Source organism: Faecalibacterium sp. DFI.5.82 (genome assembly GCF_029076575.1).
In the GTDB taxonomy this organism is placed as follows: domain Bacteria; phylum Bacillota; class Clostridia; order Oscillospirales; family Ruminococcaceae; genus Faecalibacterium; species Faecalibacterium duncaniae.
In genome coordinates this window covers 1-298 of record NZ_JARFIS010000826.1, presented here as the reverse complement: position 1 = coordinate 298, position 298 = coordinate 1, and the positions used below count along the sequence as shown (strand labels likewise).

General features: G+C 53.7%; 1 protein-coding gene. It reads left to right on the top strand.

Annotation, left to right across the window (positions count from 1 at the left end):
* Positions 1 to 298: 1,3-beta-galactosyl-N-acetylhexosamine phosphorylase N-terminal domain-containing protein (locus P0G09_RS19085; protein ID WP_275253456.1), on the top strand; the 298-nt coding region annotated here is incomplete at both ends.

The window sequence follows — 298 nt, the reverse complement described above, 5'->3', positions numbered from 1 at the left end:
CTGGACCAACTTCGAGCATCAGATCACCTTTGATGTCCGTCAGCCCAAGACCCACAAGTATTCCATGGAGCGCCTGCGGAAATTCATTGCAGACCACCACTATGTGAATGTCATCCGTTACACCACCTTCTTCCACCAGTTCACCCTGATCTTCGATGAGCTCAAGCGGGAGAAGTTCGTGGACTGGTACGGCTTTTCCGCCTCGGTCAGCCCCTATATCCTGGAGCAGTTCGAGCAGGAGGTGGGCTTCAAGTTCCGCCCGGAGTACATCATCGATCAGGGCTACTACAACAACCAG